This window comes from Microbacterium sp. 13-71-7, assembly GCF_002257455.1.
GTDB lineage: Bacteria > Actinomycetota > Actinomycetes > Actinomycetales > Microbacteriaceae > Microbacterium.
On the sequence record NZ_NCKN01000016.1, the window covers coordinates 1 to 24,388 of the forward strand.

Consider the following 24,388-nt stretch of genomic DNA (forward strand, 5'->3'; position numbering starts at 1 on the left):
GACGACTTCTGGGAGCGCAAGTTCGACGTGCTCGTCTCGACGACCATCATCGAGACCGGCCTGGACATCTCCAACGCCAACACGATCATCATCGACCGGGCGGACCGCTACGGCCTGAGCCAGCTGCATCAGCTGCGCGGGCGCGTAGGCCGCGGCCGTGAGCGTGCCTACGCGTACTTCCTGTACGACGAGATGAAGCCGCTGAGCGAGACCGCGGCAGACCGGCTGCAGACGATCGCGGTGAACAACGACCTCGGATCCGGCATGCAGGTGGCGCTCAAGGACCTCGAGCTGCGCGGCGCGGGCAACCTGCTGGGCGCGGAGCAGGCCGGCCACATCGCGGGCGTCGGATTCGACCTGTACCTGCGCATGATCGGCGAGGCCGTCGCGACGTTCCGCGGCGAGGAGACCGAGACCGGCGCCGAGCTGCGCCTGGAGCTGCCGGTGGACGCGCGGATCCCCGACTCGTACATCGACAGCGAGCGGCTGCGGCTGGAGGCCTACCAGAAGCTGTCCAGCGCGGCCACCGCGACCGCGGCGGACGACGCGATCGACCACGTCGTCGAGGAGCTCGCCGACCGGTACGGAGCGCCGCCGGCCGAGGTCGAGGGCCTCGTCGCGATCGCCCGGCTGCGGCGCCGCGCCGCGCGCGCGGGCCTCACCGACGTGGTGGCGATGGGATCCAACCTCCGGGTCGCTCCCGCCCGGTTCGAGGACTCGATGAAGGTGCGCCTGCAGCGGCTGTATCCGCAGGCGAAGCTCGTCGGCGGGGGAGAGGCGCTGGTCGTGCCGATGCCCGGTGCCGATCGGGTCGACCCCGTCGAATGGACGGGCCAGCTGCTGACCGCGCTGTTCCCCGAGCCCGCCCCGGCGGCGCCGGTCGCCGTGGCCGCATCGACGGGCACCGCGGGATGAGCGCCGAAGAGCCGCGGTGGCGCTGGCTGTCCACGCGCGAGGTGCACCGCGGTCGCGTGCGGATCGACGCCGACGAGGTCGAGCTCCCCGGTGGCGCACGCGCGGTCTACGAGGTCGATCGCAGTGCGCCGTACACGGTCGCCACGCTCGTCGTGCTCGGGGACGACGTCGTGCTGGCGCGGCAGTACCGCTACCCGATCGACCGCTGGATCCTCGACCTGCCCGGCGGGACCGGCACGTCGGCGGAGTCGCCCGAGGCCGCGGCCCGGCGCGAGCTGGAGGAGGAGCTGGGGCTCATCGCCGACGCGCTCACGCCCCTGCACGTCTTCGCGATGAACCCGGGGCGCAGCGTCGGGAAGACGCACCTGTTCCTCGCCACGGCGGCGCGGCGCGGGCATGCCGTGACCGACGATCCGGCCGAGCAGGTGCGCAGTGCGCGCATGCCGCTCGCCGAGCTCGACCGCCTCATCGCCGAGGGCGAGATCCTGGATCCCACGCTGCTCGTCGCACGCACGATGGCCGCGGCGAAGGGACTGCTGCCGCCCGTCGGGATCTGAGGACGCTCAGCGCCAGAGCCAGCGCAGGGCATCCGGCAGGAGCACTCCGCCATGGTTCGGGCTGTGACCGCCATCGCCCACGACGAGGCGCAGGTCATAGCCGTGCCGCGCCAGAGCCGCCGCCGTCTCCAGGGACTCCGCGAACCAGTTCGACTCCGCCTCGTTCCACTGCAGGTCGCGCTGCGCGGCGTGGAGGAAGACCCGCAGCGGACGCCGGTCCTCGTCCGCGATGCGCGCAGGGTACGGGTTGCCGTCCGGCATCTGCGCGAAGCTCGGATTGAAGGCGATCACGCGGCGGAGGGAGTCGGGCCGCTGCCACGCCGTGGTGAAGGCCGCATTGCCGCCGGAGCTTCCGCCGCAGATGCCCATCGCGTCGGGATCGGCCGAGATGCTCCATCGACGGGCGACCAGCGGCAGCACCTCCTCCCTCAGGAAATCGGCGTAGCGCGGGTCGTCGGCGTCGTATTCCTCGTTCCGGTTCTTCGGGTTCGGACGGTGCGGAAGACTCCGGGATCGACGAAGACGGACACGAGGCGGGGAATGCCTCCCCGGGCGATGAGATTGTCGAGGACCACTCCCGCCCTGACATCGCCCTCGGGGTCGAGGTACCACCAGCCGTCGTTGAAGATCATCACCGCGGACGCCGACCCCGCATCGTGACCGGCCGCCGTGTGCACCCAGACACGACGCGTGGTTCCCGGGTACGACCGGCTGTCCTCGATGTCGAAGTGCTCGACCGTTCCGCTCGGGACGCGCGAGTCGGGTTCCGAGTCCGGCCCGTACTCATAGCGGAGTGCGGGGTCGGGGAGGGGCAGAGGGCGGTAGCCGACCTCCGTGGCGGGTGCGGGATGATCCATGTCCGCATTCTGTCCTGCCTCGGCGGTGATCGCACCGCCGAGAGCGAGAGCGAAGGCCTGTAGCGCACCGCGTGGGCCGCGGTCAACGGGGTGGACCCCGGTGATCCCCGTGGCCAGGCTGGAGTCATGTGGACCCTTCTGATCATCCTGCTCATCGTGTGGCTCGGGCTCTCGATCCTCGGCTTCGTCGTCAAGGGCCTGGTCTGGCTGGCCGTCCTGGGGATCGTGCTGTTCCTCGCGACCCTCGTCATCGGTCTGATCCGCGGCAACCGCAGCAGGAGCTGACGAACCGCCGCTAGTCTGGCGGCATGATCTACGAGCACCTCGGGGCTCGGCCCCGCATCCACGACACCGCGGTCGTGGCGCCGTCCGCCGTGATCTCCGGAGACGTCACGATCGGGGAGAACTGCCAGGTGCTGCACGGAGCCGTGATCACGGCGGAGGGCGGCCCGATCACGCTCGGCGAGCACGTGATCGTGATGGAGAACGCGCTCATCCGCGCCACCGCGGCGAACCCGGTGCACATCGGCGACCACGTGCTGGTGGGACCGATGGCGAGCATCTCCGGCGCGACCATCGCCGAGGAGGTCTTCCTCGCCACGGGCACCCGGATCTTCAACGGCGCCGTGATCGGGGAGCGCAGCGAGGTGCGCATCAACGCCGTCGTGCACCTGCGCACGACCCTGCCGCCCGAGACCGTCGTGCCGATCGGCTGGGTCGCGGTCGGCGACCCGGTGCGCATCCTCTCGCCCGAGCGGCATGAGGAGATCTGGGAGGCGCAGCACGAGCTGGACTTCCCCGGCTACGTCTTCGGCGTGGACCGCTCGACCCCCGATCTCATGGTCCAGCTCACCGAGCGCTATGCCCGCTCGCTCGCGCGGCACGCCGACGACCACGCGCTCTGACCGGATCCCCCTCCCGCGCCGAACGAAGGAATCGCCCGTGCAAGAACAGACCGGGGGACTCGTGCGCCCCGACGTCACCGCCTCCGACGCCGTCGCGATCGCGCGCGACCTGTGGGGCATCGTCGTCACGGCATCCGAGCTCGGCAGCAATCAGGACCGCAACTTCCTGCTGACCGCGCCCGACGGATCCCGCAGCGTGCTCCGGATCGACAACCCCGCCTTCCCGGACAGCGCCAGGGACGCCCAGCACGCCGCGCTCGACGCCTACCGCACCGCCGGCGTGCCCGTGCCCGCGGCGCTGCCGGGCGGAGACGGCGCGCTGACGCAGCGGTGGCGCGGCTTCGCGGTGCGGCGGAGCGCCTTCGCCGAGGGCGAGGCGATGGTCGACGCCGGCTACTTCGCGCCGGTCGTGCTGCGGGAGTTCGGATCCCTCGCCGCCGCGTCCGTGAACGCTCTCGCCGGGCTGGAGCACCCGGGGCTCGACCGTCCGCAGATGTGGGACATGCGGGTGGCGGCGGACGAGGCGAGGACCCTGCTGCCGTCGATCGCGGATCCGGCGCTGCGCGCGCGGGTGTCGCCCGTGATCGCCGAGGCCGAGGGCCTGCTGCAGGCGGTCGCCGCGGAGCTTCCGGTGCAGCCCATCCACGGCGACCTCACGGACGACAACGTCATGGGCGTGCGCGGCGCGGACGCCCGGCTGCACCCCCGCACCGTGCTCGACCTCGGGGATCTCGCCCTGGGGTGGCGCGTGGCCGAGCTCGCCGTGTGCGCGTCCTCGATGCTGCATCATCAGCCGGAGCGCCCGCTGCGCGTGCTCGAGACCATCGCCGCCTTCCACGCCGAGGCGCCGTTGAGCGAGGCCGAGGCCAGGGCGGTCTGGCCGCTCATCGCACTGCGTGCCGCGCTGCTCGTCGCGAGCGGCTGGCGGCAGCTGGAGATCGACGGCGACAACGCCTACGCCAGGGAGCGGATCGCGGGGGAGCAGGCGATCTTCGACGCCGCGACCGCCGTGCCGCTCGTCGAGGCGGTCGAGCAGGTGCTCGCCGCGCTGGGCTTCCCGTCCGCGGCGGCAGAGCCTTCCTCGGGGGACGGCGCGGCTCCGCTCGCGTCCCTTCTGCCCGGGCTCGCCGGCGAGGTCGTGGTCCTGGACCCCGGCACGGAGTCCGAGGCGCTCGCATCGGGCGTCTGGCTCGCGCCCGACGCGGAGGACCGGCTCATCCGCACCGCCCTCGCGGACGGTGCGGCGGCCGCCGTCATGCCCTACGGCGTGTACCGGCTCACGCGCACGACGGTCGACACGACGGACGCGGCCGCGACCTGGCCGGTCGGCACCGCGATCCATCTACCGGCGGGCCCGCCCCTGGCGCTCGCGGCGCCGATCTCCGGGACGATCGTCGCGTCGGCGGACGGCGTCGTGCGCATCCTGTCCTCGGACGGCCCGCGCTGCGAGATCCGCGGTGCGCAGGCCTCGCCGGAGACCGGCGCCGCGGTGGTGCAGGGGGACGGCATCGGATGGGTGCCCGAGAGCGCAGGGCGGCGCACCCTCGTCGTCACCGTCATCGCCGCCGGTGCGGAGACGCCCGCGGCCGAGGCGGACGACGCGCCCCTCGTGGAGCCGGACCGCGTCCCGGCCTGGCGCCGGCTCTCGAGCGACCCCGCGGGGATCCTCGGCCTGCCCGCGCTGAGCCAGTCCGACGATGCGGCGGAGGAGCTCGCCCGGCGGGCGCGCATCTTCGCGAGCGCGCAGGAGCGCTACTACGAGCGCCCTCCGCAGATCGAGCGCGGCTGGCGGCACTACCTCGTGGACACCACGGGCCGTGCGTACGTCGACATGGTCAACAACGTGACGGGGCTCGGCCATGGGCACCCTGGCGTCGCCGAGGCGGTGAATAGGCAGATCCGGATCCTGAACACCAACTCCCGGTTCCTGTACCGCGAACTCGCGGAGTACAGCGAGCGGCTCCTCGCGCTGCTGCCCGACAGGCCCTCCGATGCGCCGGGCGACCGGCTGGACACCGTGCTGCTCGTGAACAGCGGCTCCGAGGCGGTCGATCTCGCCCTCCGGCTCGCGCAGGCGGCCACCGGGCGCAGGACGGTCGTGTCGCTGCGCGAGGCGTACCACGGCTGGACCATGGCCAGCGATGCGGTGACCACGAGCGCCTACGACAACCCCGACGCCCTGGCCACGCGCCCGGACTGGGTGCATGTGGCGGACGTGCCCAACCGCTTCCGCGGCACCTACCGCGGCGAGGGCACGGGAGCGCTCTACGCCGCGGATCTGGGCGCCGATCTCGACCGTCTCGCCGCCGAGGGCCGCCCGGTGGCGGGCTTCATCTGCGAGTCGGTGCTCGGCAACGCCGGGGGCGTGATGCTTCCCGAGGGGTACCTGTCGGAGGCCTATGCGCGGGTGCGCGGCGCCGGCGGTCTGTGCATCGCCGACGAGGTGCAGGTCGGATTCGGACGGATGGGATCCTCGTTCTGGGGATTCGAGCAGTCCGGCGTCCTGCCGGACATCATCACGATCGCGAAGCCGATGGGCAACGGATACCCGATCGGCGGGGTGATCACGTCGAAGCGCGTCGCCGATGCGCTCGCCGCGCAGGGGCAGTTCTTCTCGTCCGCGGGCGGGAACCCGCTCAGTTGCCGCGTCGGTCTCGCCGTGCTCGACGCGATGGCCGAGGAAGGCCTGCAGGAGAACGCCCGCGTCGTGGGAGCTCGTCTGGCCGAGGGCTTCCGGGCGCTCGCCGAGCGCCATCCGCTCATCGGCCCGGTGCACGGCGAGGGCCTGTATCTGGGCGTGGAGCTCGTCCGGGACCGGCAAAGCATGGAGCCGGCCGCCGCCGAGGCCGCCGCGATCTGCGAACGGCTCCGCGAACTGGGCGTGATCGTGCAGACCACTTCGGAGCGCTCCAACGTGCTGAAGATCAAGCCCCCGCTCTGCCTGACGGCCCGCAGCGCCGAGCTGGTCGTGGCGGCGGTGGACCGGGTGCTCGCCGAGGGCTGGTGACAGGCCCCTCATTCCACGGGGAGGGGTCCGTCACCTGGATCCGGCGGTCTCCGCCGGCGTCACGCCTGCTGGGTGGGCAGGACCACGACCTGGCGCAGATTGACGTTCGCCGGGCGGGTCACGACGAAGTCCACGAGGTCGGCGATGTCGTCGGCCGAGATCGCCTCGATCGCGGCGAACATCGAGGCGAGCTCGGCGCTCAGGCGCTCATTGCCGATGTGCATGCCGAGTTCCGTCTGAGTGAGCCCCGGCTCGACGTTCGTGACGCGCACGCCGTGGCGGGCCACCTCGGTGCGCTGCATGGCGGACAGGGCGGTCACCGCCGCCTTCGTCGCCGCGTACACCGCGTAGTCCGGGAAGGTGACGTGCGCGGCGATCGATGAGATGTTGACGATGTCCCGCGGTCCTCGGTCGGCCCCCTCGGTCAGGTCGGGCAGCACGGCGCGGGTGACGCGGAGCAACCCGGTGAGGTTCGTGTCGATCATGCGGCCCCATTCGTCGGCGCGGCCGTCGGCGAGCGGATTGGGCAGCATCACCCCGGCGGAGTTGACGAGGATGTCGACCGGGCCGAGGTCGCGGTGGATGCGCGCGACGGCGGCCTCGACCTCGGCGTCGGAGGTGATGTCCGCAGGGACGGCCAGGATCCGCCCTGCGGCCTCCGAGTCGGCGGCGGCGGTCGCAAGGGCCGTGAGGCGGTCCTCCCGGCGGCCGAGCGCGGCGACCGAGGCGCCGAGCGTCGCGAGATGCGCCGCGATCGCCGCACCCATGCCGCTGCCGGCTCCCGTGACGAGAGCGATGCGTCCGGAAAGGGGGAGTGAAGAAGAAGTGTTCATGCCGACCAGCCTGCGGACGCGGATCCGCCGGCGGAACGTCCCGGTGAACCTGGGTCTGGCAGGGCCACCCTCGTGCGAGGCGCAGCCGGGATACTGGGACCATGACATCGGAGATCGGCGAGTTCCTCCGCGCGAAGCGCGAAAGGGTCGCACCCGAGGAGCGCGGTCTGCCCGCCGGCGGCCAGCGACGCGTGCCGGGCCTCCGGCGCGAGGAGGTGGCGCTCCTGGCGGGGATCAGCCCCGACTACTACGTGCGCCTGGAACAGGGGAGGGCCCGGGCGGCATCGGACCAGGTGCTCGACGCGATCTCGCGCGTGCTGAGCCTCGACGACGTCGAGCGCGACCACCTCCGGGTGCTCGCCCGCCCCGGGACCCCGCTCCGGGCGGCCAGAGCGGTCCCGGGTCCCGGCACGCGTCCCGGACTCAGGACGCTGCTCGACGCGATGCCGCAGGTCCCCGCGTTCGTGCTCGGGCCCGCCATGGACGTGCTCGCCGTGAACCTGCTCGGCGACGCCCTCATCGCACTCCCCGAAGGGCCGCGCAACATGGCCCGTCACGTCTTCCTGGATCCGACCTCGCGCGCCTACTACCCCGAATGGGACAGGGTCGCGCGCGAGACGGCGGCCCATCTGCGTCGCATGGCGGGGCTGCTCCCCGACGCCCCGGAGATCGCCGCCCTGATCGGCGAGCTCACCATCGGCAGCGACGACTTCGTGCGCGCCTGGGCGCGGCAGGAGGTGGTCGTGAAGACCCACGGCCGCAAGCTCGTGGACCACCCCGAGATCGGGCGACTCCGCCTCGACTACGAGACCTTCGCGCTCCCCGACGAGCTCGCGCTCATGCTCGTGACGTACACGCCCGCCGACGAGAGGACGGCCGACGCGCTGCGCACGCTGGGATCCTGGGCGGCGAGCGGCGCGCCGGCCGGCGCCGTCGGGCGCCCGCGCCTCGCCGAAGACCTCGATCGCACCCCCTCCGGCGAGCACTGACCGCATTCCGGCAAGCGCCGACCGCACGCCAGCGAGCACCGACCGCACGGAGACGCGAAGCGCCGGCCCGCTCGAGGCAGGACCGGCGCTTCGTCGTTCAGCGGATGCGGCTCAGATCACGCCCTGCGCGAGCATCGCGTTCGCGACGCGCTCGAAGCCGGCGATGTTCGCGCCCGCGACGTAGTCGCCTGGAACGCCGTAGCGCTCCGCGGCGTCGAACGCGGCGCGGTGGATGTCGCCCATGATCTCGCGCAGCTTCTGCTCGCTGTCGTCGAAACCCCAGCGCTGCCGTGCCGCGTTCTGGCTCATCTCCAGGGCGGAGGTCGCCACGCCGCCGGCGTTCGCGGCCTTGCCGGGCGCGAACAGCACGCCCGCGTCCTGGAAGGCCGCGACGGCCTCGGGGGTGCTCGGCATGTTGGCGCCCTCGGAGACGGCGCGCACACCGTTCGCGATCAGCGCGGCCGCGCCGTCGCCGTCGAGCTCGTTCTGGGTGGCGGAGGGCACCGCGATGTCCACCGGCACCTCCCAGACGGATCCGCCCTCGACGAAACGGGCGCCAGGGCGGCGCTTCGCGTACTCGACGATGCGGCCGCGCTCGACCTCCTTGATCTGACGCAGCAGGTCCACGTCGATGCCCGCGTCGTCCACCACGTATCCGGAGGAGTCGGAGGCGGTCACGGCCACGGCGCCCAGCTGCGCGGCCTTCTGGATCGCGTAGATCGCGACGTTGCCGGATCCGGAGACCCCCACGCGCTTGCCGTCGAGGGACTGACCGTGCACGGCCAGCATCTCCTGGGCGAAGAACACGGCGCCGTAGCCGGTGGCCTCTGTGCGCACCTGCGCCCCGCCCCAGCCGATGCCCTTGCCGGTGAACATGCCGGACTCGTGCCGGTTGGTGATCTTGCGGTACTGGCCGAACAGGTAGCCGATCTCGCGACCGCCCACGCCGATGTCTCCCGCGGGGACGTCGGTGTGCTCGCCGAGATGGCGGTACAGCTCGTTCATGAAGGACTGGCAGAACCGCATGATCTCGGCGTCGCTGCGACCGTGCGGGTCGAAGTTCGAGCCGCCCTTGCCGCCGCCGATGCCCTGGCCGGTGAGCGCGTTCTTGAAGATCTGCTCGAAGCCGAGGAACTTGATGATCGAGATGTTCACCGACGGGTGGAAGCGCAGTCCGCCCTTGTACGGCCCGAGCACCGAGGAGTACTGAACGCGGTATCCGCGGTTCACCTGCAGCTTGCCGTGGTCGTCGACCCACGGCACCCGGAAGATCACCTGGCGCTCCGGCTCGACGAGGCGCTCCAGCACCCCCGCGTCGACGTACTCGGGGTGGCGCTCGAGCACCGGTCCGATGGAGTGCAGCACCTCGTGCACGGCCTGGTGGAATTCGGGCTCGTTCGGATTCAGTGCCAGGACGTCCTCGAAGACGGGCTGGGCGAGCGTCGAGAGGGTATGGAAATCAGCGGTGAGGGTGTCGGTCACGCGGGGGATGCTTTCTGACGGGGAGCGGGGACGAGCGCTGTCGATCGTGTCGTGCGCGACAAGCCGGATACGGCGGAATTCTCACTCTAACCGGCCCGCGACCCGCCCCGCGCCGCAGGACGACGGCGCGGAAACCGGGGGTCAGCCCGTGTTCTGCAGACCGGCGGCCACTCCGCTGACGGAGAGCAGCAGCAGGCGCTGCAGTTCGGGATCCGGCGCCGGAGCGGACTCGTCGGCGTCGCGCAGGCCGCGCAGAGCCCGCAACTGGAGCAGCGAGAGCGCGTCCACGTACGGGCTGCGCATCGCGACGGCGCGCTGCAGGATCGGCTTGTTCTCCAGCAGCCGCTCGCCTCCGGTGAGGCGGATCACCCAGGAGCGCGTGAGCTCCATCTCCTCGAGCACGAGCCCCGCGAGGTCGTCGCGATCGCCGAGGCCGAGATAGCGCCGGGCGATGCGCGGATCCGTCTTCGCGAGGCTCATCGCCACGTTGTCGACCATCGTGCGCAGCAGCGGCCATTCCTGGTACGCCGTGCGCAGCAGCTCCTCGTCGCCGACGGCCTCGAGCGCCGTGCCGAGACCGAACCAGCCGGCAAGGTTGATCCTGGCCTGCGTCCATGCGAACACCCACGGGATCGCCCTGAGGTCTTCGAGGGACTCGACCGAGAGCCCGCGGCGGGCCGGTCGCGAGCCGAGGGCCAGCAGCCCGACTTCCTCCATCGGGGTGACGGTCGCGAACCACGGGGCGAAGCCGTCCGCCTTCACGAGCGAGAAGAAGCGATCGCGGGAGGCGCGATCCATGGTCGCCGCGACCTCGGCGAAGCGCTCCGCGGCGGCGCTGTTGCGCTGCTCGACGCCGGGGGAGGAAGCGAGCAGGGTCGCCGCCGTCACCTGGTCGATGTGCCGCATCGCGATCGCGGGCTCGCCGTAGCGCGCGAAGATGACCTCGCCCTGCTCGGTGAGCTTGAACCGGCCGTCCACGGAGTGCGGCGGCTGGGCGAGGATCGCCGAGTTCGCCGGTCCGCCGCCGCGCCCGAGGGCGCCGCCGCGGCCGTGGAACAGGGTGAGCTCGATGCCCTCGCGCTGCGCCCAGGCGGCGATCTCGGCCTGCGCCTCGTACAGGGCGAGGTTGGCGGCGACGGGACCGACGTCCTTCGAGGAGTCCGAGTACCCAAGCATGACCTCGAGGCGGCGACCGGTCGCGGCCAGTCGCGCCGCGAAGGCCGGGTGCGTGACGATCTCGGCGAGGATCCCCGGAGCGGCCTGCAGGTCGGCGAACGTCTCGAACAGCGGCACCACGTCGAGCACGGGCCCGTCGTCGGCGCACGCGTGCTGCGCGAGGAGGTGCACGTTCGCGAGATCCTGGGCGGACTGCGTGAACGAGACGACGTAGCGGCCCGCGGCGCGCGGGCCGTAGGTGCGCTGGATGTCCCGCACGGCGCGGAAGACCGCGAGCACCTCCTCGGTCTCGGCACTGAGCGATCCGGATCCGCCCTCCGCCGCGTCCAGTTCCGCGAGCGCGCGGGCGTGCACCTGGGAGTGCTGGCGCACCTCCAGCTCGGCGAGGTGGAAGCCGTAGGTCTGCACCTGCCAGATGAGGTGCTGCACGCCGCCGAACGCGTGCCGGTGGGCGCCGGCGGTCTCGAGCGACGACTGCACGGTGCGGAGGTCTCCGAGCAGCTGCTCGGGATCCGTGTAGCCGCCCTCATCGCCGCGACGGGTGACCCCGACGCGGTGGGCGAGCAGCAGCAGGATCCGCCGGTGCGGCTCCGAGGGCGAGCGGGTGGCGACCTCGTGGGCGACGTCGGGGTGGGCGGCCTGCAGCTCGTCCCACAGCGCGGTCGCCTCCGCGGAGGGCGGCGTGCCCTCGGCATCGAGGGTCAGGGTGCGCCCGATCCGCTCCAGGGCGCGCTCGAGTCCGCGCAGGACGTGGTCGGCCGCGATCGCCGCGGCCTCGCGGGTCACCGCGGCGGTGACGAACGGGTTGCCGTCGCGGTCGCCGCCGACCCAGGTGCCGACGCGCACGAAGGCGGGCACGATCGGCGCGGAGGATCCGGACTCCTCGCCGCGCAGCACGTCGTCGATGCGGCGGTACACGTGCGGGACGGTCGTGAAGAGCGTCTCGTCGAAGACGCTCATGACGGTGCGCACCTCGTCGGTCGGCGCCGGCTTCTGCGCGCGCAGCGGCGCGGTGCGCCACAGGGTGTCGACCTCCTCCAGCATGCGCCGGCGGGCGCGGTGCGCCTCGGGGCCGCCCTCGGCTGCGGCGTCGTGCGCGCTCAGCAGCTCGGCGAGGCGCCGGATGCTCGAGGACACCGCGCGGCGGCGGGCCTCGGTGGGGTGCGCCGTGAACACGGGGTGGAACCGCAGCGCGGCCAGGCGGCGACGGGCCTCGTCCTCGCCGACCTCGGCGCTCAGCTGCGCGAAGGCTCCGGCGACCGTGTCGGTGGAGGTGGGGTCGTCGCCGCGCTCGCGGAGGACCCGCACGCGCTGGTGCTCCTCGGCGAGGTTCACGAGGTGGAAGTAGGCGGTGAAGGCCCTGGCCACCTCGTCGGCGCGCTGCACCGAGAACTCCTCGGCGATGCGGGTCGCGCGGTCGAAGGCCTCGGCGGACTCGTCGGTGTAGGCCTCGATCGTGGCCTGGCGCAGGCGCTCCACGTCGTCGAACAGGTCGTCGCCGCCGGATTCGCGCAGCACCTGGCCGAGCAGCGCACCGAGCATGCGCACATCGGCGCGCATCGCCTCGGGCAGCTCGCGCCCTGCCTCGAACCGGCCGACGATGCGGATGGCTTCAGTGTGGGTTGTGTCGGGGGTCACGGTTCGAGCGTAAACCGACCCGGCCCACCCGCCGACCGCGTGACGCCCCGTTCCGTCCGCCCCGCCCCCGCCCCGCCCCTGCCCCGCCCCTGCCCCATGACCGCGAGACTCCAACTGGGCGACGAGACTGCGCTCCGGAGATGCAGTCTCGTCGCCCAATTGGAGTCTCGCGGAAGTAGGGGGCGCGATACGGTGGAGGGGATGAGCCGGACGAGTCGCCTTCTGAGATCACCGCAGTTCCCTGCGATCCTGCTGCTGGCGACCGCGGGGCTCGGGCTGCTCCTCGCGAACCTTCCCACCCACGACGCGATCTCGGGCCTCCTCGGCGCGCACTTCGGGATCCCCGGCACGGCGCTGGATCTCTCGGTGTCGCACTGGGTGTCGGACGGCGTGCTCGCGATCTTCTTCTTCGTCGTGGCGCTCGAACTCCAGTACGAGCTCACCCGCGGCGAGCTGAACAGCGTGCGCGTGGCGATCCAGCCCGCGATCGCCGCCGCAGGCGGCATCCTCGTGCCGATCGCCCTGTACCTGTGGATCGCCGGCTCCGACCCGAGCGCGACGGGCTGGCCGATCCCGACCGCGACCGACATCGCCTTCGCGCTCGGCGTGCTCGCGGTGTTCGGACGCGGACTGCCCTCGGCGGTGCGCGCCTTCCTACTGGCGCTCGCGATCCTCGACGACATCGTCGGCATCGTGTTCATCGCCGTGCTGTTCGCGCACGGGCTGAACCTCCTGCTGCTGGGGCTCGGGGTGCTCGCGGTCATCGTCTTCGCCGTGCTGAGCCGGCAGCTGCGGGGGCGCGCGACCCCGGTCGTCGCCGTGCTGATGGTGATCGTCGGCCTCGTCGCCTGGGGGCTGTTCGCCGCCTCCGGCGTGCACGCCACGATCGCGGGCGTCATGCTGGGCCTGGTGATGGCGCCGCGGGCGGCGGATCCGACGCGCCATGCGCTGGAGCCCTGGGTCAACGGCCTCGTGCTGCCTCTGTTCGCCTTCGTGGCGGCGTTCGTGGTCATCCCGCAGGTGCCGCTGGACGAGCTGTCGCCCGCGTTCTTCGCGATCCTCGTGGCGCTGCCGGTCGGCAAGCTGATCGGCATCGGCGTGTTCGGCGCCCTCGCGCAGCTGATCCGCCCGCGGGGCGCGCCTCCGGCGATCCGGTTCCCCGACGTGCTCGCGGCCGGCGCCTTGGGCGGCATCGGGTTCACGGTCTCGCTGCTGCTCGCGAACCTGGCCTTCGCGGACGACGCCGCGGTGCGGGATCAGGCGATCCTCGCTGTGCTGCTGGGATCGGTGATCGCGCTGATCGTGGCGGCCGCGCTGGTCTCCTGGCGGGCGAAGGTGCACCGCGCCCTGGGCGATGCGGAAGACGAGGAGCCGGCCGACGAGTCGACCGAGGAGGAGGCGTACGGGGATGAGCGCTGATCAGGAGCCCCCTGCCGAGACGGATCCGCTCCGGGCGGCCGCGGAGGTCATGCGGCAGGTGCGGGAGAAATGCGTGTGGTCGCAGGCGATGACCCACCGCGAACTCGTGCCGTACCTCGTCGAGGAGTCGGCCGAGCTCATCGACGCCGTCGAGCGGGACGATCGTGCTGAACTGCGCGAGGAGCTCGGCGACCTGCTCTGGCAGGTGCTGTTCCACGCGGCGATCGCGGCACAGGATCCGGAGGATCCGTTCGACATCGACGACGTCGCTCGCGCCGTGACCGAGAAGATGACGCGCCGGCATCCGCACGTGTTCGGCGATGCGATCGCCCGCACGCCGGAGGAGGTGCTCGTGCACTGGAACGCCGCGAAGGCGGCGGAGAAGCACGAGCGGCGCAGCGTGCTGGACGGCATCCCGCCTGGCATGCCCGCGCTCGCCCGCGCGCAGAAGATCCTGGGCCGTGCCGCGAAGGCGGGCGTCGAGGTCTCGGAGGATCCCGCCGCGGACGCCGGGGACGAGGCGCCGCCGGCGATCGTCGGCCCCACCCCTGCACCCCCGACGGAGCCCGTCCCGCTCACCGAGTCCGAGCTCGGCGATCGGCTGCTCGCGCTCGTCGTGGCGGCGCGCACGCACGGCTGGGACGCCGAGCGCGCCCTGCGCGAGCGCATCAGGCTCCTCGAGGACGAAGTGCGTGCCGCAGAGGGATCCGCAGAAGGATCCGCGGAGGGATCAGAGGCGGTCTGACGGACCTGGAAGAATGGATCCGTGGCAACGGTCAATCCTCCGCGCGGGATGCGCGACGTCCTCCCCGCCGACAAGGCGCGCCGTGAGCGCGTGCTCTCCGTCATCCGCGAGCGCTACCGCGCGCACGGCTTCGACGAGATCGAGACGCCCGTCGTCGAGGAGTACGACCGGCTGCATGCGGGGATCGGCGGCGACAACGAGAAGCTGTCCTTCAACATCCTGCGCCGGGGACTCGACGCGGAGGGAATCCGCGAGGCCGCGGAGGATCCCGCCGCGCTCAGCGACCTCGGTCTGCGCTACGACCTGACCGTGCCGCTCGCGCGCTTCTACGCGACCAATCGCGGACAGCTGCCCGGGGTGTTCCGCTCGATCCAGATCGGACCGGTCTGGCGTGCCGAGCGGCCGCAGAAGGGGCGCTACCGCCAGTTCGTGCAGTGCGACATCGACATCATCGGCGATGACTCGGCGCGCGCCGAGGCCGAGCTCATCGTGGCCTCGCTCGACACGATCGACGCGCTCGGGCTCACCGGCGGCATGGTCCGGGTGAACGACCGCCGCGCCCTGGACTGGATGCTCGACTCCTTCGGCTTCGCCGAGGACGAGCGCCCTGGCGTGCTCATCACGATCGACAAGCTCGACAAGATCGGTGCGGACGGCATCGTCGCCGAGCTGCGCGAGCGCGCGGCGACGGCGTCCGCCGTCGATGCCTTCGCGGCCTTCCTGCACCGTCCGCAGACCCTCGAGTACAACCCCTACGGGGAGCGCCAGATCCGCAAGGCGCTCCCGGAGAACGCTCCGGACGACCTCGTCGCGCACCTGGTCGGCCTGGGCGAGGCCGTCGCGGCGGCCCGTCCCGCGGCCGAGGGCATCGATCCCATCCCGCTCCAGTTCGACCCCTTCCTCGTGCGCGGGATGGGCTACTACACGGGCACCATCATGGAGCTCGCGCACCCCTCCGTGGCGTACTCGCTCGGCGGCGGCGGACGCTACGACGGCATGATCGGGCGCTTCCTCGGGCAGCAGGTGCCGGCGGTCGGCTTCTCGATCGGCTTCGAGCGGATCGTCGACCTGCTGGAGTCCGCCGATGACGCGGCGGGGCGGTCCGTGGTGCTCGTGCACGACGCCGACGTGCCCGTCTCGGAGCTCGTCGCGCACAAGGCCGCGCTTATCGCCGGCGGCGCCAGGGTGCGCCTCGAGCGCCGCACGAAGAACCTCAAGGCGCTGCTCGAGCGCGCGGCGGCCGACGGCTACACGGCGTTCGCGGGCGTGCGCGCGGGCGACGCCTCCGACGCGCTCGAGGTCAAGTCGCTCTCCTGACGGCGCCGATTCGTCCACGGCCGGTCACGCGCCGTTCATGTCGATGCGATCTGATCGGCGTATGGACGCTGCTGATCGCCGTCGAGCCCGATCCAGGGGCGTCCCGGTGGGACTCCTCGGGGCCGCCGGACTCGCGATCGCGGGCTCCGCGGTCGCCGTGCCGCTGGCGCTGAGGCGTCAGGCGCGCATCGCCCGGCGCCGGATCGGCAAGCCGCTGGGGGAGGACGCGATCGACGCCGACCGCGTCTGGCGGCCGCGCCTGAGCGGGGAGCCGATCGAACTGCTCCTGCTCGGAGACTCGCTCGCGGCGGGTCTCGGCGCCGAGCGGCGCAAGGACACCCTCGGCGGGCGGCTCGCCAAGGGCGTCGCCCGGCGGACGCGTCGGCCGGTGCGGCTGCGGACGGTCGCGATCGTCGGATCCGAGTCGCCGGATCTTGACGCGCAGCTCGCGTCGCTCGAGACGGACTACCTGCCGCACGTCGCGGTGATCGTCGTCGGCGGCAACGACGTGACCCACCGGATCCCCGTCTCGCTGTCCGTGCAGCACCTCGAGGACGCGATCGGGTGGCTGCACGCGCTCGGCGCCGGCGTCGTGGTCGGCACCTGCCCGGACCTCGGGGCGCTGCGCGCCGTTCCGCAGCCGCTGCGCTCGATCGCCTCGCGGCTGTCGCGGCGGCTGGCGGCCGCACAGGCGCAGGCCGCGATCGAGCACGGAGCCACCGCGGTCGACCTGCGGCGCGCGGTGGGCCCGATGTTCTTCGACGAGCCGGAGGAGATGTTCAGCCTCGACCGGTTCCACCCGAGCGCCCTCGGCTACCGCCGCACCGCGGAGGCGCTGCTGCCGGCGGTCGCGGCGGCGGCCGAGGAGGCTTCGGCGATTGCCGTCGGAGGCGCGCTCAGCCCTCAGCTGCGCTGAACGACGCGGCCCATTCGGCGATCCGCGCGGCGCTCTCCGACTCCGAGAGGTCCTCGACCCGCGTCATGATCGACCAGCGCACGCCGAACGGATCCCGGATGCTCGCGTAGCGGTCGCCCGAGACGAAGGTCGACGGCGCCTCGCGGACCGTGGCGCCCGCGGCGACCGCGCGTTCGACGACCGCGTCCACGTCGGGGACGTAGAGACCCATCGAATAGCAGTCGGCATCGCCGGCCGGCGCGGCGATGAGCCCGTACTCGGGGTTGGGATCGCCCAGCTGCAGCACGCCGAGGCCGAAGTCGAGGTCGGCGTGCGCGACCACGCCGCCGAACTCGGTGATCTCGACGACGCGCGCGCCGAAGATCTCGCGGTAGAACTCGATCGCGGACCGGGAATCGGGAATGGCAAGGAAGGGGGTGAGGGACGTCGCCGAGTTCGGCCGGCCGTTCGTCGTGTACCGGCCGGTGACGCCCGTGGTCGCTGTCGTGGAGGTTTCTTCGCTCATGACCCCGAGGCTAGGCCCGGTGCGGGAGGCGGTTCTTGGAGATTCGCGCCAGGTTGAGTCGTTCGGCGGGCGTCCGGCGATCGGCGGATGTCCGCGGCGCCTTCTAGGCTCGAGGGATGGTCGATCCGACGCGCGGTGTGCTGTATCCGGCGCGCCTGCCGCAGTTCCACCGGCTCCCTCCGACGGCCGACGCCGCCGAGCTCGTGGAGTGGTGCTGGATCCCCGAGTGGGACATCGAACCCGGTCGCTCGTCGCGGCAGGACCTCGTGTCGTTCCCCGCGCTGAACCTCGTCGTCGAAGCGGGTGCCACGGTGCTGACCGGCGCCACCACGCGCGCGAGCTCGCGGGAGCTGACGGGCCGGGGGTGGGCCGTCGGCGCACTGCTGCGACCGGCCGCCGTGGCGGCGCTCACGGAGGCGCCCTCCGCCCTGCTCGACCGGGTGGAGGCGTACCCCGCACCGGGACTGCCGGAGGCGGTCGCGCACGCGATGTCCTCGGGCGAAGGGCATCGGGAGCGGGCCGTCGCCGTGCTCTGCGCCTGGCTGCGCGAGCGCGTCGGCGATGTCTCGGCGCCGGGCCGGCACGCGAACGCGATGGCGGAGCTGCTCATGTCGGCCGCCGACGTCCGCACGCCCGAGCAGGCGGCGGCCCGTCTCGCCGTCTCGGTGCGCACCCTGCAGCGCATGGCGCATCGCCACGTGGGGCTGTCTCCCGCCGCGATGATCCGGAGGCGCCGTCTGCAGGAGGCGGCGGAGCGGATCCGGTCCGACCCTGGCACGGATCTCGCGACCGTCGCGGCCGACCTCGGCTACGCGGACCAGTCGCACCTCGCGAACGACTTCCGCGCGGTACTCGGGTTCACCCCGTCGGCGTATCGTGCCGGCGCCGGTCCCGGCGGAGCCTGATCGCGCGGAGGGCGACGCCCGCGAGCACCACGGCCGCCCCGATCAGCACCGAGCGCAGCGGCAAGGACGCGGCCAGGGCGACGCACCCCACGGCGCCGAGCACCTGCAGCGGTCTCGGGTACCGCCGGGCGGCACCGCTCTGCCTGAGCGCGGCGGCGTTCGCGACGAAGTAGTACAGCAGGACACCGAACGAGGAGAATCCGATCGCTCCCCGCAGGTCGGCGAGGAGCACGACCCCGGCGACGACGGCACCCGCCGCCAGCTGCGCGCGCCGAGGCACCTGGTGCCGAGGATCGACCGCGGCGAGGAATCGGGGGAGGTCGCGCTCCCGCGCCATCGCGAGCGAGGTGCGTCCGATCCCGGACAGCAGGGCGAGCAGCGCCCCGGTCGCGGCCGTCGCGGCGGCGACCCGCACCACCGGCGAGGCGGCCGTCCACCCGGCCGCGGAGACGACGTCGGCGAGGGGAGCGGACGAGCCCTCCGCGGCGCCGCCGAGCGACAGCACGACCGCGCCGCCGACGAGCGTGTAGACCGCGAGCGCGACGATGAGCGCGATGCCGATCGCCCGCGGGATGACGCGCGACGGATCCCGCACCTCCTCGCCCATGGTCGCGATCCGCGCATAGCCCGCGAAGGCGAAGAACAGCAGCCCCGCGGCCTGGAGCACGCCGTAGGGGGATCCGGAGGGGAGAGGCGCCGGTGCGGCCTGCGGCAGGGCGGCCCCGGCCGCCGCGAGCACCACGATCAGTCCGACCAGCGTCAGCGCGACGAGCACTTGGGTGACGCGGGCGGTGCGCGTCACCCCCGCGCAGGTGACGGCGGTGAGGGCGGCGACCGCGACGATCGCCACGGGCTTCTGCCATCCCGCCGGGGCGACGTAGGCGGCGACCGTCATCGCCATGGCGGCGCAGCTCGCGAGCTTGCCGATCACGAAGCACCAGCCGGCGGTGAAGCCCCACCACGGTCCGAGCTCCGCACGGCCGTATGCATACGTGCCGCCGGAGACCGGATGCACGGCGGCGAGCTGCGCGGACGAGGTGGCGTTGCAGAACGCCACGAAGCCCGCCAGCACGAGGGCGATCAGGAGTCCGGATCCGGCGGCGCCCACGGCGGGGCCCCAGACGGTGAAGACCCCGGCGCCGATCATCGATCCGAGGCCGATCGCGACGGCGTCGGCGAGCGTCAGGCGGCGGGCGAGGGGCACCCCGTCATCGTGGCACGCCTGGGTGAACGGCGGATGCCACGTCCTCCGCGAGCGGCACGGTGAGCACGGCGGGCGTCGCGCCGCCGAGGAAGAGCGTCTGGGTGCTGGCCACCAGGCGCGAGTGGTCGCGCACCGGATCCGTGGTTCCCGGATTGCGCAGATGCAGCGGGTGCGCGCCCCAGGACACCTGCACCCGGAGACGGCTGCCCGCGGCGAAGCGGTGGGCGATCGGTGCGAGCACGACGCGGACGTGGCGCGGCTCGCCCGGCGCGGCCTGCGGCGACAGCCGCAGATAGCCATCGGTGACGGTGCGGGAGGTCCCCCGCCCGTCGACTTCGCACAGGCGCACGAAGACGTCGACCTGCGGGTTCGTGGAGGCGAGCGTCAGCGCGATCTCCGGCGCACCCATGACCAGCAGCGGGTCAGGGAGTCGCTCGCCCGTGAACACCAGGACGTCGTCGCGGCTCTCACGGCGGCGCTGATCGCGGCGCCCGGCGCTGAACGGGTTGAGCGTGCGGCCGCCGGCGTCGGGGGTGGGATCGGCGGGGTCGTAGCGAGACGTCAGGGCGGCGCCCTCGTGGGTGGTCCCGGGAGCGACGAGCCGGCCGTCGGCGGTCAACTCCCGCGGATGCGGAGCGCTCGGCGGCGGCCAGGCGGCCAGATCCCGCCAGCCGCCGCCCCCGCTGATCTCGACGCGCACCGGAGCCGCCTCGGGCTCGCCGTCGAACGCCCGCAGCGCCTCGCGCACCCCGATCACGGTGATCTCGGGAGCGCCGTGGATCCAGTCGCCCACGATCAGGCGCGTCCGCACACCGGCGCCCTGCAGCGTGGCGTGGTCCTGGAGCTGCCCGACGAGGAAGAGATCCTGCCACCCGGCCAGCAGCGTGACGGGCGGCACCGCTGCGGGATTAGAGGCGAAGTGCAGCGGATCCCACCAGGGGTCCCCGGGATCGCTGTGCTCGACCCAGTCGCGGAAGAACTGCGGGTCGTCGCCGAGCGCCGCGGGCACGGCATCGGACGGCGGCACCGTGCGTGCGCCCCGCGTGAGGGCCCCGCGCGCTCGCAGCAGCCTCCACAGGCGTGCCGGCAGCCGGCGTTCCTGGACCCCGAGCGCGTACGCCCACGCGAGCGGAGTGTCGATCGAGAAGCCGCGACCGAGGTAGAGGATCGCCTCGTCGAAGCGCCGGGCCGACACCGCGATGCCCATCGCGTCGGGACGGAGCTCCCCGTCGCAGTACGCCCACTGCGTCACCCCGAAGTAGCTGCCGCCCCAGGAGTGCACGAGGCCGGTCGCCCACGGCTGCGCGCGCAGCCAGCGCAGCGTCGCCTGCCCGTCGGCGACCTCGTCGTGCAGCGGTCGGAAGCGACCGCCGGACCCGAAGGTGCCGCGACAGCTCTGCACCACCACGTGATGCCCGCGTTCCGCGAGGAAGCGCGCCACGGCGGCGGCGCCGTTCCGGTCGTAGGGCGTGCGGATGAGCACCGTGTGCGGGCCCGCGTCGTCCGCCGCCCAGTGGTCGGTGAGCAGCGGGACGCCGTCGTCCGCCGGCACGGCGATGCCCGAGGTCCGGTGCACGACCGCATGGGTCCGCGGCGGCATGTCCGGGGCCGAGCGCAGTCGACGGTACTCGGCGCGTGCCGTCCAGGGGAGCCGATCGTCCCTCGTCATCGCACGGCCTTGACCCGGGTGACCGCGAAGGCCGCGAACAGCGCCATCACGACCGCCCCCGCGTAGAGCGCGACGAAGTTCTCCCCCGTGGGCGAGCCGATGCGCGTCACGAAGAAGGCGAACACGGGCACCAGGATGCCCGGCAGCAGGTAGGCGAGCGCCACGATGCCGAGGTCTTTGCCGGCGTCCTCGGTCGAGGGCAGGCACTCGGTCATGAGCGCGACGTCGGCGGCGATGTAGGCGCCCTGGCCGGCGCCGACGATCCCGATCCCGATCAGGAAGAAGGTGACGTCGCCGACCGCGACGGCGACGACGAGCCCGACCGCGCTGGTGAGCGCGCCGATCACGACGGTCGGCTTGCGCCGCCCCGTGCGGTCCGAGACGACGCCGAAGACGAACGCCAGCACGAGGTTCATGATCGTGAACGCCGCCGTCGCCTGGGTCTGGACGGCCGCGATCCGGGCCGGGTCGTCGATGCCGAAGCGGCTGGAGATCGTGAGGTAGAGGTAGCTCGTCACCGACACGATGGAGGCGGTCATGAAGAAGCGGCAGATCCACGCCCACGCGAAGTCGGGGTGGCGGCGCGGACTCAGCCAGAAGGTCTCGATCACCCCGCGCCCGTCGAGCGGCGCAGCGGGGACCGTGCGGTGCAGGTCGCGCAGCGCGAAGAAGAGGGTGATCGCGAGCACGACGGCGATCCCGCCGGGGATGAGGAACATGCCGATCTGCCCCGTGCCCGCGACGGCGCCGGCGAGCGCGACGCCGCCGAAGATGCCCACGGTGGTGGCGGCGCCCGTCACGGCGGACATGATCGCGCGGATGCGGCGGCGGATCTGGTCGGCGAAGAGAGTGTGGATCGTCATCGACACGGCGCCCCACCCGACCAGCACGAGCACTGCGCCCGCCCCCAGCACCAGAAGCGAGGTCGCGAACGCCTGCAGGAGGTAGCCGATCGCGGCGATGAGCACCCCCGCCGCGATCCACGGGCGGCGGATGCCCAGACGGGACAGCGAGCGGTCGCTGAGGCGCCCGAAGACGGGCGTGGTGACCAGGATCGCCGCGCCGCCCGCGGTGAGCACGATGCTGAGGTTGCCCGTCGCCTGGTCCGGATCCCACTCCTTGAGGAGCTGCGGCACCGCGACGCCTGCCACGCCCTGGGCGATGCCGGTCGCGAGCCAGGTGAGGACGAACGCGACCCAGAACCACCAGGTCTGGCGCTCGCCGGGCACGGTGTCGTCGCCGAGTGCGGCGGCGGGCGGGATGGGGAACACGGGGTCTGCGGCATGGGTGGACATCATCGTCTCCCTCTCGGGTCGGTGGTCGGGTGCGGGTGTTCGGACGCGTAGGCGGCGGCGACCTCGGCGACGAACACGTCGCGCCACTCGCGGGCGCCCTGCCAGGCGGTGAGTCCCGGGGAGCCGTGGACATGGCCGGCGCCGATGCGGAGGGTCACGGGGACCTCCGCATCCTCCAGGGTCCGGGCGTAGGCGACGGCGCCGTCGCGGAGCGGATCGAACTCGGCGGCGAGGATCAGCGCGGGGGCGAGGCCGCGATGATCGGCCGCGTCGAGGGGCGAGCACTCCGCCAGCGTGGCGCCCGCGCGGTAGAGCTCGGCGAGGAGCTCGGCGCCGTCCATCCCGGAGGCACGACGTCGCCGCTCGGAGAGACCGGCGAGAGGGCGCAGCGTGGCGGGCAGCACCTCGAGCGCCTGATGATGCAGTCGGCGGCCCGCGTCCCGCTCCCGAAGGGCGGCGGATGCCGCGATCGTGGCTCCGGCGGAGTTGCCTCCGATGCCGAGACGCTCCGGGTCGACGCCCAGCTCGCCCGCCCTGGTGCGAAGGGCGACCAGGGCTGCGACGGCGTCGTCGACGGGGGCGGGGTACGGGTGCTCCGGCGCGAGGCGGTACTCGAGCGACACGATCTGCACGGAGGAGCGCAGCGCGCGGTCCGCGGTCGTGCTCTCATTGAGCAGCTCGTCGATCGTCCCCGCGATCCAGCCGCCGCCGTGCAGCCACAGCATGGTCGGGAGGGGGCCGGAATGGCGGGCCGGGCGGAATCGCCGGGCGCGCAGAGGGCCGGCGAGGCCGGCGAGCTGCAGATCCTCCGCCTCGATCCCCGCGGGAGGCGGATCGGTGAACTCGGCGGCCAGCAGATCGCTCAGGATCCTGGCCGCCCGACGATGCGCGGCGGGGTCGGGGGAGCCGTACTCGGGCAGATCGGCGACGATCTCGTCGATCCGGCGGAGCCAGTCCCGTACCGGTGCGTCGAGCGCGAGCATGTCGGCGGTGCTCATGAGTCCGCGCGCAGCCGGCGCAGCTCGGTCACGATCAGGCGGTGGGCGACGTCGGCGGCCGGGACGAAGCCGGTCGCGCCGAGGGAGCCGTGGGTCTGGCCGATGAACCGCACGGCGGTGACGTCGACTCCGGCATCGGAGAGCGCCCTGGCGTACGCCTCGCCGTCGCCGCGGAGGGGATCGAGTTCGGAGGTGATGATGAGCGCCGGGGGAAGGCCGGCGTGGGAGTCGGCGAGCAGCGGCGAGGCGTACGGGTCACGGGCCGCCTTCGCATCGTCGCCGATGTACTGTCGCACCAGCATCCGGCCGGCCTTGCGCACGATGACGCCCGGCATCCGCGCGCTGACACCGCGCGCGTCGGCGTGCCCGATCGTGAGGTCGAGTGCCGGGTTCTCCAGCAGCTGCAGGGCGATCGGTCGTGCTGCCCTGTCGCGGTTCATGAGCGTGACCGCCGCGGCCAGGTCGCCACCGGAGGACGCGCCGCCCACGGCGAGCCGGTCGGGGGATCCGCCCAGCTCCTCCGCGTGCGCGCAGACCCATTCCCACGCGCTCCAGCACTGCTCCGGCTGGGTGGGGAAGCGCTGCTCGGGCGCGTGCGCGTAGTCCGCGGCGACGATGATGATCCCGGCGTCCCGCGCGCGCTCGCGGAACCGCGCATCCCACGAGACCCAGTCGATCCCGGCGATCGTGAAGCCTCCGCCGTAGAAGTACACCAGGATCGGGAGCCCCGCGCCGTGCGGTGTCGCATCGGGGCCGGGCCAGTAGACGCGCACCCGCACGTCGGGGTGGCCGGCGACGGGCACGGTGTGCTCCGCGGTGGCGGTGTCCAGGGGCGCGATCCCCAGGGCCGCGCTGACCGCGGTGTCGTTCTCCCCGGCGACGCGGCGCCGTCCCGCGGGATCGCTCGGCTCGGGCGCGAGAAGCGCGGCGGTCCTCGCCTCATGCGCCGCGACGGCGCGGTCGAGCATCGGGCGGCGGTAGCGGGAGCCTCTCGGCATCGGTCATCTCCTTCGACGGGCTGCGGACTAGTCTGAGCAATCGAAGAACTTCGATGAA

At 72.9% G+C, this 24,388-nt stretch carries 22 protein-coding genes; 11 read left to right on the forward strand and 11 right to left on the reverse strand.

The features are described from left to right. Both B7X32_RS02795 and B7X32_RS02800 read left to right on the forward strand, forming a co-directional pair. A partial coding sequence (locus tag B7X32_RS02795; protein ID WP_292715715.1) for a TRCF domain-containing protein occupies window positions 1-915 on the forward strand: 915 nt, incomplete at its 5' end. Further along, entirely contained in the window at window positions 912-1,472 is a 561-nt protein-coding gene (locus B7X32_RS02800; RefSeq protein ID WP_292715718.1) for an NUDIX hydrolase, read from the forward strand. The genes B7X32_RS02795 and B7X32_RS02800, both read left to right, overlap by 4 nt. A gap of 6 nt (window positions 1,473-1,478) precedes the next feature. Here the strand turns inward: B7X32_RS02800 and B7X32_RS02805 are convergent, their stop codons facing one another. Next, window positions 1,479-1,892, reverse strand: coding sequence for a hypothetical protein (locus B7X32_RS02805; RefSeq protein WP_292715721.1), 414 nt, complete (start codon window positions 1,890-1,892; stop codon window positions 1,479-1,481). A gap of 8 nt (window positions 1,893-1,900) precedes the next feature. After that, window positions 1,901-2,329: a hypothetical protein gene (locus tag B7X32_RS02810; protein WP_292715724.1), complete on the reverse strand. Its 429-nt coding sequence runs from the start codon at window positions 2,327-2,329 to the stop codon at window positions 1,901-1,903. Between the two features lie 126 nt (window positions 2,330-2,455). Here B7X32_RS02810 and B7X32_RS02815 point away from each other — a divergent pair, with 126 nt between their 5' ends. The 3 genes from B7X32_RS02815 to B7X32_RS02825 are packed head-to-tail and all read left to right on the forward strand — an operon-like array spanning window position 2,456 to window position 6,241. Next, window positions 2,456-2,614 carry a hypothetical protein gene (locus B7X32_RS02815; protein WP_292715727.1) on the forward strand — a complete coding sequence of 53 codons (159 nt, stop codon included), beginning with the start codon at window positions 2,456-2,458 and terminating at the stop codon, window positions 2,612-2,614. 23 nt (window positions 2,615-2,637) lie between these two features. Further along, a complete protein-coding gene (locus B7X32_RS02820; RefSeq protein ID WP_292715730.1) occupies window positions 2,638-3,234 on the forward strand; it encodes a gamma carbonic anhydrase family protein in 597 nt (198 codons plus the stop codon). 37 nt (window positions 3,235-3,271) lie between these two features. Continuing rightward, window positions 3,272-6,241 carry an aminotransferase gene (locus B7X32_RS02825; protein WP_292715733.1) on the forward strand — a complete coding sequence of 990 codons (2,970 nt, stop codon included), beginning with the start codon at window positions 3,272-3,274 and terminating at the stop codon, window positions 6,239-6,241. Between the two features lie 59 nt (window positions 6,242-6,300). Here the strand turns inward: B7X32_RS02825 and B7X32_RS02830 are convergent, their stop codons facing one another. Continuing rightward, window positions 6,301-7,074, reverse strand: a complete 774-nt coding sequence (locus tag B7X32_RS02830; protein WP_292715735.1) for an SDR family oxidoreductase — start codon at window positions 7,072-7,074, stop codon at window positions 6,301-6,303. 101 nt (window positions 7,075-7,175) lie between these two features. On the opposite strand from B7X32_RS02830, the gene B7X32_RS02835 reads away from it, so the two are divergent. After that, window positions 7,176-8,063, forward strand: a complete 888-nt coding sequence (locus tag B7X32_RS02835) for a helix-turn-helix transcriptional regulator (RefSeq protein WP_292715737.1) — start codon at window positions 7,176-7,178, stop codon at window positions 8,061-8,063. 111 nt (window positions 8,064-8,174) lie between these two features. Here the strand turns inward: B7X32_RS02835 and gdhA are convergent, their stop codons facing one another. Together gdhA and B7X32_RS02845 are read right to left on the reverse strand one after the other, a co-directional pair. Beyond that, complete coding sequence (gdhA, locus tag B7X32_RS02840) at window positions 8,175-9,545, reverse strand: NADP-specific glutamate dehydrogenase (RefSeq protein WP_292715739.1); 1,371 nt, start codon at window positions 9,543-9,545, stop codon at window positions 8,175-8,177. A gap of 141 nt (window positions 9,546-9,686) precedes the next feature. Next, window positions 9,687-12,281: a phosphoenolpyruvate carboxylase gene (locus tag B7X32_RS02845; protein WP_292715782.1), complete on the reverse strand. Its 2,595-nt coding sequence runs from the start codon at window positions 12,279-12,281 to the stop codon at window positions 9,687-9,689. A gap of 279 nt (window positions 12,282-12,560) precedes the next feature. Between B7X32_RS02845 and B7X32_RS02850 the strand changes: the two genes are divergently transcribed. The 4 genes from B7X32_RS02850 (at window position 12,561) to B7X32_RS02865 (ending at window position 16,756) form a co-directional block, all read left to right on the forward strand. Beyond that, a complete protein-coding gene (locus tag B7X32_RS02850) occupies window positions 12,561-13,778 on the forward strand; it encodes a Na+/H+ antiporter NhaA (protein WP_292715742.1) in 1,218 nt (405 codons plus the stop codon). Further along, on the forward strand, window positions 13,768-14,523 hold the full coding sequence (locus tag B7X32_RS02855) for a MazG family protein (protein ID WP_292715745.1): 756 nt from the start codon (window positions 13,768-13,770) through the stop codon (window positions 14,521-14,523). The genes B7X32_RS02850 and B7X32_RS02855 overlap by 11 nt, the downstream gene beginning before the upstream one ends. Window positions 14,524-14,571: 48 nt before the next feature. After that, a complete protein-coding gene (locus B7X32_RS02860; protein ID WP_292715785.1) occupies window positions 14,572-15,840 on the forward strand; it encodes an ATP phosphoribosyltransferase regulatory subunit in 1,269 nt (422 codons plus the stop codon). A 106-nt stretch (window positions 15,841-15,946) separates the two neighbouring features. Then, entirely contained in the window at window positions 15,947-16,756 is an 810-nt protein-coding gene (locus tag B7X32_RS02865; RefSeq protein ID WP_366246937.1) for an SGNH/GDSL hydrolase family protein, read from the forward strand. Here the strand turns inward: B7X32_RS02865 and B7X32_RS02870 are convergent. Beyond that, a complete protein-coding gene (locus B7X32_RS02870) occupies window positions 16,737-17,261 on the reverse strand; it encodes a VOC family protein (RefSeq protein WP_292715751.1) in 525 nt (174 codons plus the stop codon). The two genes, B7X32_RS02865 and B7X32_RS02870, sit on opposite strands and share 20 nt — an antisense overlap. A 116-nt stretch (window positions 17,262-17,377) precedes the next feature. On the opposite strand from B7X32_RS02870, the gene B7X32_RS02875 reads away from it, so the two are divergent. Further along, the gene (locus tag B7X32_RS02875) at window positions 17,378-18,166 is read left to right on the forward strand and encodes a helix-turn-helix domain-containing protein (RefSeq protein WP_292715753.1); all 789 of its coding nucleotides are present in this window, start codon (window positions 17,378-17,380) and stop codon (window positions 18,164-18,166) included. Here B7X32_RS02875 and B7X32_RS02880 read toward each other — a convergent pair. Genes B7X32_RS02880 through B7X32_RS02900 form a run of 5 tightly spaced genes read right to left on the reverse strand, consistent with a single transcriptional unit; the run spans window position 18,120 to window position 24,330 of the window. Beyond that, window positions 18,120-19,370: an amino acid permease gene (locus B7X32_RS02880; RefSeq protein ID WP_292715755.1), complete on the reverse strand. Its 1,251-nt coding sequence runs from the start codon at window positions 19,368-19,370 to the stop codon at window positions 18,120-18,122. The two genes, B7X32_RS02875 and B7X32_RS02880, sit on opposite strands and share 47 nt — an antisense overlap. A 4-nt stretch (window positions 19,371-19,374) precedes the next feature. Next, the gene (locus tag B7X32_RS02885) at window positions 19,375-21,039 is read right to left on the reverse strand and encodes a CocE/NonD family hydrolase (RefSeq protein ID WP_292715758.1); all 1,665 of its coding nucleotides are present in this window, start codon (window positions 21,037-21,039) and stop codon (window positions 19,375-19,377) included. After that, entirely contained in the window at window positions 21,036-22,337 is a 1,302-nt protein-coding gene (locus tag B7X32_RS02890; RefSeq protein WP_292715761.1) for an MFS transporter, read from the reverse strand. Before B7X32_RS02890 ends, B7X32_RS02885 begins: the two co-directional genes overlap by 4 nt. Further along, window positions 22,334-23,332, reverse strand: coding sequence for an alpha/beta hydrolase fold domain-containing protein (locus tag B7X32_RS02895; RefSeq protein WP_292715764.1), 999 nt, complete (start codon window positions 23,330-23,332; stop codon window positions 22,334-22,336). Before B7X32_RS02895 ends, B7X32_RS02890 begins: the two co-directional genes overlap by 4 nt. Then, a complete protein-coding gene (locus tag B7X32_RS02900) occupies window positions 23,329-24,330 on the reverse strand; it encodes an alpha/beta hydrolase (RefSeq protein WP_292715767.1) in 1,002 nt (333 codons plus the stop codon). Before B7X32_RS02900 ends, B7X32_RS02895 begins: the two co-directional genes overlap by 4 nt. Window positions 24,331-24,388: the final 58 nt, after the last annotated feature.

Excerpts from the sequence above, each read along its gene's own strand:
- B7X32_RS02800 (WP_292715718.1), top strand. The coding sequence starts at position 912 with ATGAGCGCCGAAGAGCCGCGGTGGCGCTGGCTGTCCACGCGCGAGGTG.
- B7X32_RS02810 (WP_292715724.1), bottom strand. The coding sequence starts at position 2,329 with ATGGATCATCCCGCACCCGCCACGGAGGTCGGCTACCGCCCTCTGCCC.
- B7X32_RS02815 (WP_292715727.1), top strand. The coding sequence starts at position 2,456 with ATGTGGACCCTTCTGATCATCCTGCTCATCGTGTGGCTCGGGCTCTCG.
- B7X32_RS02820 (WP_292715730.1), top strand. The coding sequence starts at position 2,638 with ATGATCTACGAGCACCTCGGGGCTCGGCCCCGCATCCACGACACCGCG.
- B7X32_RS02830 (WP_292715735.1), bottom strand. The coding sequence starts at position 7,074 with ATGAACACTTCTTCTTCACTCCCCCTTTCCGGACGCATCGCTCTCGTC.
- B7X32_RS02835 (WP_292715737.1), top strand. The coding sequence starts at position 7,176 with ATGACATCGGAGATCGGCGAGTTCCTCCGCGCGAAGCGCGAAAGGGTC.
- B7X32_RS02845 (WP_292715782.1), bottom strand. The coding sequence starts at position 12,281 with ATGCGCGCCGATGTGCGCATGCTCGGTGCGCTGCTCGGCCAGGTGCTG.
- B7X32_RS02850 (WP_292715742.1), top strand. The coding sequence starts at position 12,561 with ATGAGCCGGACGAGTCGCCTTCTGAGATCACCGCAGTTCCCTGCGATC.
- B7X32_RS02855 (WP_292715745.1), top strand. The coding sequence starts at position 13,768 with ATGAGCGCTGATCAGGAGCCCCCTGCCGAGACGGATCCGCTCCGGGCG.
- B7X32_RS02860 (WP_292715785.1), top strand. The coding sequence starts at position 14,572 with ATGCGCGACGTCCTCCCCGCCGACAAGGCGCGCCGTGAGCGCGTGCTC.
- B7X32_RS02870 (WP_292715751.1), bottom strand. The coding sequence starts at position 17,261 with ATGAGCGAAGAAACCTCCACGACAGCGACCACGGGCGTCACCGGCCGG.
- B7X32_RS02875 (WP_292715753.1), top strand. The coding sequence starts at position 17,378 with ATGGTCGATCCGACGCGCGGTGTGCTGTATCCGGCGCGCCTGCCGCAG.
- B7X32_RS02885 (WP_292715758.1), bottom strand. The coding sequence starts at position 21,039 with ATGACGAGGGACGATCGGCTCCCCTGGACGGCACGCGCCGAGTACCGT.
- B7X32_RS02890 (WP_292715761.1), bottom strand. The coding sequence starts at position 22,337 with ATGATGTCCACCCATGCCGCAGACCCCGTGTTCCCCATCCCGCCCGCC.
- B7X32_RS02895 (WP_292715764.1), bottom strand. The coding sequence starts at position 23,332 with ATGAGCACCGCCGACATGCTCGCGCTCGACGCACCGGTACGGGACTGG.
- B7X32_RS02900 (WP_292715767.1), bottom strand. The coding sequence starts at position 24,330 with ATGCCGAGAGGCTCCCGCTACCGCCGCCCGATGCTCGACCGCGCCGTC.